At 33.5% G+C, this 4,414-nt stretch carries 3 protein-coding genes and 1 pseudogene; 3 read left to right on the forward strand and 1 reads right to left on the reverse strand.

Annotation, left to right across the window (positions count from 1 at the left end):
- The first annotated feature begins 667 nt into the window (after window positions 1-667).
- The 3 genes from ACFQ0R_RS11855 to ACFQ0R_RS11865 all read left to right on the forward strand — a co-directional run bounded on the left by ACFQ0R_RS11855 (window position 668) and on the right by ACFQ0R_RS11865 (window position 3,250).
- Entirely contained in the window at window positions 668-1,615 is a 948-nt protein-coding gene (locus ACFQ0R_RS11855) for a hypothetical protein (RefSeq protein ID WP_379658598.1), read from the forward strand.
- 159 nt (window positions 1,616-1,774) lie between these two features.
- Window positions 1,775-2,551, forward strand: a complete 777-nt coding sequence (locus ACFQ0R_RS11860) for a hypothetical protein (protein WP_379658599.1) — start codon at window positions 1,775-1,777, stop codon at window positions 2,549-2,551.
- 168 nt (window positions 2,552-2,719) lie between these two features.
- Complete coding sequence (locus tag ACFQ0R_RS11865; protein ID WP_379658600.1) at window positions 2,720-3,250, forward strand: hypothetical protein; 531 nt, start codon at window positions 2,720-2,722, stop codon at window positions 3,248-3,250.
- A gap of 92 nt (window positions 3,251-3,342) precedes the next feature.
- Here ACFQ0R_RS11865 and ACFQ0R_RS11870 read toward each other — a convergent pair.
- Window positions 3,343-4,414 (reverse strand): annotated as a pseudogene (locus tag ACFQ0R_RS11870) (transposase); the annotation flags it as partial.

A 4,414-nucleotide genomic window follows, 5' to 3' on the forward strand; every position in this document is an offset into this window, starting at 1 on the left:
CATACCTCTTCCGTCATGGTTTAATAAACTATTACAATTGGAAGAATTGTAGTAGTTTTACATTAAGGTCTTGACTCGGTACGGGTCATATCCGCTTTACGTTGCCCAAAATGTAAAAATGAAATTTCCTTTCAATTGAATTTTTAAAGTAAAATCAAATATTTGCTTTCAATTCAACTTTATTGCGAATGAATTTGACTATCAAAATTGACAAACGAATTTTTAGCCTTCCAGAGAAAATTTCACAATCGAAAAACTTTTGCTTGCCAAAATTTTGTTGACTAATTGACAAGCAAAACACTAAACTTATTTGACTGAAAAGCTGAATTAATTAAACTCAACTGAAAGACTAAAAAAACAACTTCGAACTATTTAAACCCAAAAACTTGCGATTGATTTTGACTTAATTTCGGACAATTTCAAAGGTCAAAGTTTAAAATCGAAATTATTGAAAAATCATAATCTGAAAATATGAGTGGAGCAAGTTTGTGGCTCAGCAGGACGTTAACACTTTGGGCAACAGCGCATATAATTTATGGCGAAAACCTTGCTAGAACGATAATTTTAGTATTTTTAGAAACTTTAAAGCTTAACCGAAAGGCGAGCGGTTTTTAACTTCGCCACAAACCATATGCGCGAGACGTTGCCACACATTTAAACCGACAATTTGAGAAAATATTACATCTTATTTTTATTAACAATTATCGGATATAGTTGTAAGAATAAATTGGAATCAGAAACTGATTTAAAGCCAACCTATTTAAATTTTAAAAATGCTTGGCAGGAGAGAAATTTATATGGAAAAGTAAAAAAGCTAAAGCAGTATAAAGCCACAATTCAAAATAACAAGAATACTAATAAGCAACAGCTAACATTAAAAGAAAATTTCACAGAATTTGGCTCACTTACTAGATCAGAGTTTTTTAATAATTATGGGGAAACGACTCAAGTCGACAAATTTTACTACAATGAAAAGGAATATCTGATAAAATCAGTTTCCACAAACTATCAAGCTAATCGAAAAACCATTCAATTATTTTCTTATGATACTATTATGAAAACATCTACCAGAAGTTTAACAATAAATGATACTGTAAACTATACTTTTATTTCAACCTTCAATAATGATGATCAGATAATAAAGCAAGTTAGAATAGATAGGAAAGATACAATTGTAAGAACTTATGAGTATAAATATGACCAAAATAAAATAATCTTTGAAAAAGAGTTCGAAAAAGGGAAAGAAATATCAGTTGGAACATACAAATACGATAATGAAAATCAATTAACTAAATACCGTACTAAAAACGAATGGATAGAGCTTTTAACAGTAAATAATTGGGCGGATAATCGTATTTTAAAACAAACTAAATATAAAATATTACCAGACTCTAGAAAATATCTTGACGAGATAACAGAATATGACAAACTATTCAATCCTTTAGATTCAAAAATATACAATAACTCGGAATTACATCGAGAATTGAAATATGATTATGAATTTGACGGTTTTGGTAACTGGATTAAACGAACTGTATCAATGAAAGAACATTTTGCTAATTCTAATGAATTCGTTCCAATTTACATTGAATTTAGAGAAATAAAGTATTGGTAATAAAAACGTGTGGCAACACTGCATATCGCTCATTGCGGGGTTTGTGGCTGAAGTCGAAGGTTTGGGATTTTCTGGAAGTTAAAATCTATAATTGAAAAATAATCGCTAATTTTTCCGCAACGAGTCGATATGCGAGAACGTTGTGCCTAATTTGAAAAAATGAACAGATTACTAATCATATCGACATTAATCATTTTGACTTCTTGTGGTCATTCAACAAAATCTGACAATATAAAACAGACCGAGAGGCGAACAGAAAGTTTAGCTTCAATTGAGACAACTAAGGTTGACCAGAAAACCGAGAAAGAAGAATCAGTTGAGAATGTAGAATGCTCCGACATTGACTTTAATTCAGCAAAACACCAAGCAGATTCTTTACTAGCATTTTATAACAAAGCAACAGATTCGAGTTTGAAGAACCGAATAAAATGGGAAGAAAAGTTTTTTTGTGCTTTCCCAAATTCTTTCAAAGAAATGCAGGCATTATTTGGATATGATGATGAAAATGGAGCTGCACCGCTTTATTCAACCGAAAACAACACATACAGTTATACTGACCAAAACATAATGAGTGATGTAATTGGTTTTTTTAGCGAACTAAAGTCTATACCAGATTCAACTTACTATGAAAAATATATTCGAATTAATATTGATGGATATTGGGAAGCGGATAATATAAATGAAGCATTTGGATTTTATTACAGATTAATGAACGATATAGAATCGGCCTGTAGAGCACTTGGAAAATTTACAGACAGGGAGATACAAAGTGTGTTTCATTTCATATTTGACGGACCGCACCCTGAGAATGATTACAACGAAAAACTTTACAAAAACCTTAAACCTGGAATTGACAGTCAAAATAAGAGATTAAGCCGATTATTGACAGAATCTTACGTAAAACTCATGGCTGAAGATGACAGTCATGGACATTAAAAAGAAAAAAACTAGGCACAACATCTAGTATAGCAAATAGCTTTTATGAGCTAAATCCGAAGTTTTGGTATATTTAGAATCTTAAAAGTTAAACTGAAAATTAAGATAGTATTTGCACGCTACTGGCCATACTAGAGAACCGTTAGGCAATATTTAAAAACGGAATCTATGAAACCATTAACAAAATTATATTTAAAGACATTTCTATTGACAGGAATTCCATACGGACTAATAATGATTGGATTTGACTTGTTGGATGGAGAAGGGTTCAGACTGTGGAAATTCGTATTCTTGACGTTCTTTTTCGGCATTACTATGTCATTAATTTTAGTCTCTTTTCATAAATACAGATTAAAAAAGAACGGAGTCCAAGAACTCACAAACGAAAATTTAGGAGTTACACAGACGAAAGAAATAAAAACGAAACTCGGAAGGGCCGAACTAATCAAAAAGCTAAAAACAGACCCTATAATCGGCAAAATGAAAATGAAAGAGACTGAAAATGGAATTGCCTTAAAGACAGATATAACTTGGAAGTCTTGGGGAGAAGAAATTAAAATTGTATTAAAATCTGAATCTGAATCTGACTTTGAATATCAAATTTCAAGCAGCCCGAAATTGAAGACGACTATAGTAGATTATGGAAAAAATCATCAAAATTTAAATAGAATAGAAAGTGTAATAAAAAACATTGCCTAACATCGGTAACCGTTGCACAAGCCAATAAAAATCCAAAAAGCAAGTCATTTTAAGCCCTTTTCAGGGCTTTTATAGTTTTGATTGGGTTGGATTTAACTCAGATTTAGAGTGCTTAAGTTTAAGGTAATGAGGTTTAGATAAGCATCTATTTTAAAAAGCAAAGACCGCAGAGCTTTTGCTCCACTTTTTACCCGCTTTTGAGTGAATTTCAGATACTTCTTCAAGTTATAAGCTATGGCCGAGAGGTGCATTACCTTGTTGGCTTGTTGTAGTCCGATGGTATTGATCTTTCTTAAGCCCATGAATTGTGTTAGTGTCCCAAAAACAGGTTCTACTGTACTCTGGCGTTTGGCTTTCATGTACCTGCCTTGTTTGCTCTCTACTCGTTGGATATTTCGATCATACTCGTCTTTGTAGTAGGTCACTGAGAACTTCTTCTCTTTGGCTGTTCTGCCTAAACATTCAGCTTGCAAAGGACATCCTTTGCACTGTTTACTTGAACTTCGGTATTCTTTCTTTAGGGTTGCTGTTCGGTAATCTTTAAACACCTTTTTGAAGGGAATAATCTCTCCTTGAGGACAGATGTAATGATCTTGCTCCTGATTATATTTAAAACCTTCTGGACCGCCTCTGTAAGTCCCGTGAGCTGGAATAAAACTCTGTAATCCTTTTTGTTCTAGGTAGGCATAATTTTCTCCGCTACTGTAGCCTGCATCTGCAATACAATTTCTCCATAGCAATCCTGTTTTATGCAATCTTGGTTGTAGTCGTCCAACAATATCCTGAAGGTATTGGTTGTCTTTCTTATCTGCATGATAAGCTCTAATATCTGTGATGACATGGTGTCCAGTATCAACGCTTAACTGACTTAGGTAATTCAGCTTTCTGGCTTTGCCTGGTTTAACACTAATGCGAGCATCTGGATCTGTTGGACTGTCTTGCCTCCGACGAGTTAGCTTTTATTAAAAGCGTAACGAGAGGAAGGCATCATTGCTGGTATAGCGAGCCCCTTTGTTTTTTGCCCCTGGACGGTAGTCCTGATCTTTTGACCATTTTTTGTTTCTGGACTTTAGGGCTGCCAGCTCTTGTTTATTAGCACTGATGCTTTGTTGCTCTTTGCTAGCTTTATTCTCCTTAGCTTTTCTATAGACTTCTTTATCTCGG

It is taken from the genome of Psychroflexus salinarum (genome assembly GCF_042677225.1).
Taxonomy (GTDB): Bacteria; Bacteroidota; Bacteroidia; order Flavobacteriales; family Flavobacteriaceae; genus Psychroflexus; species Psychroflexus salinarum.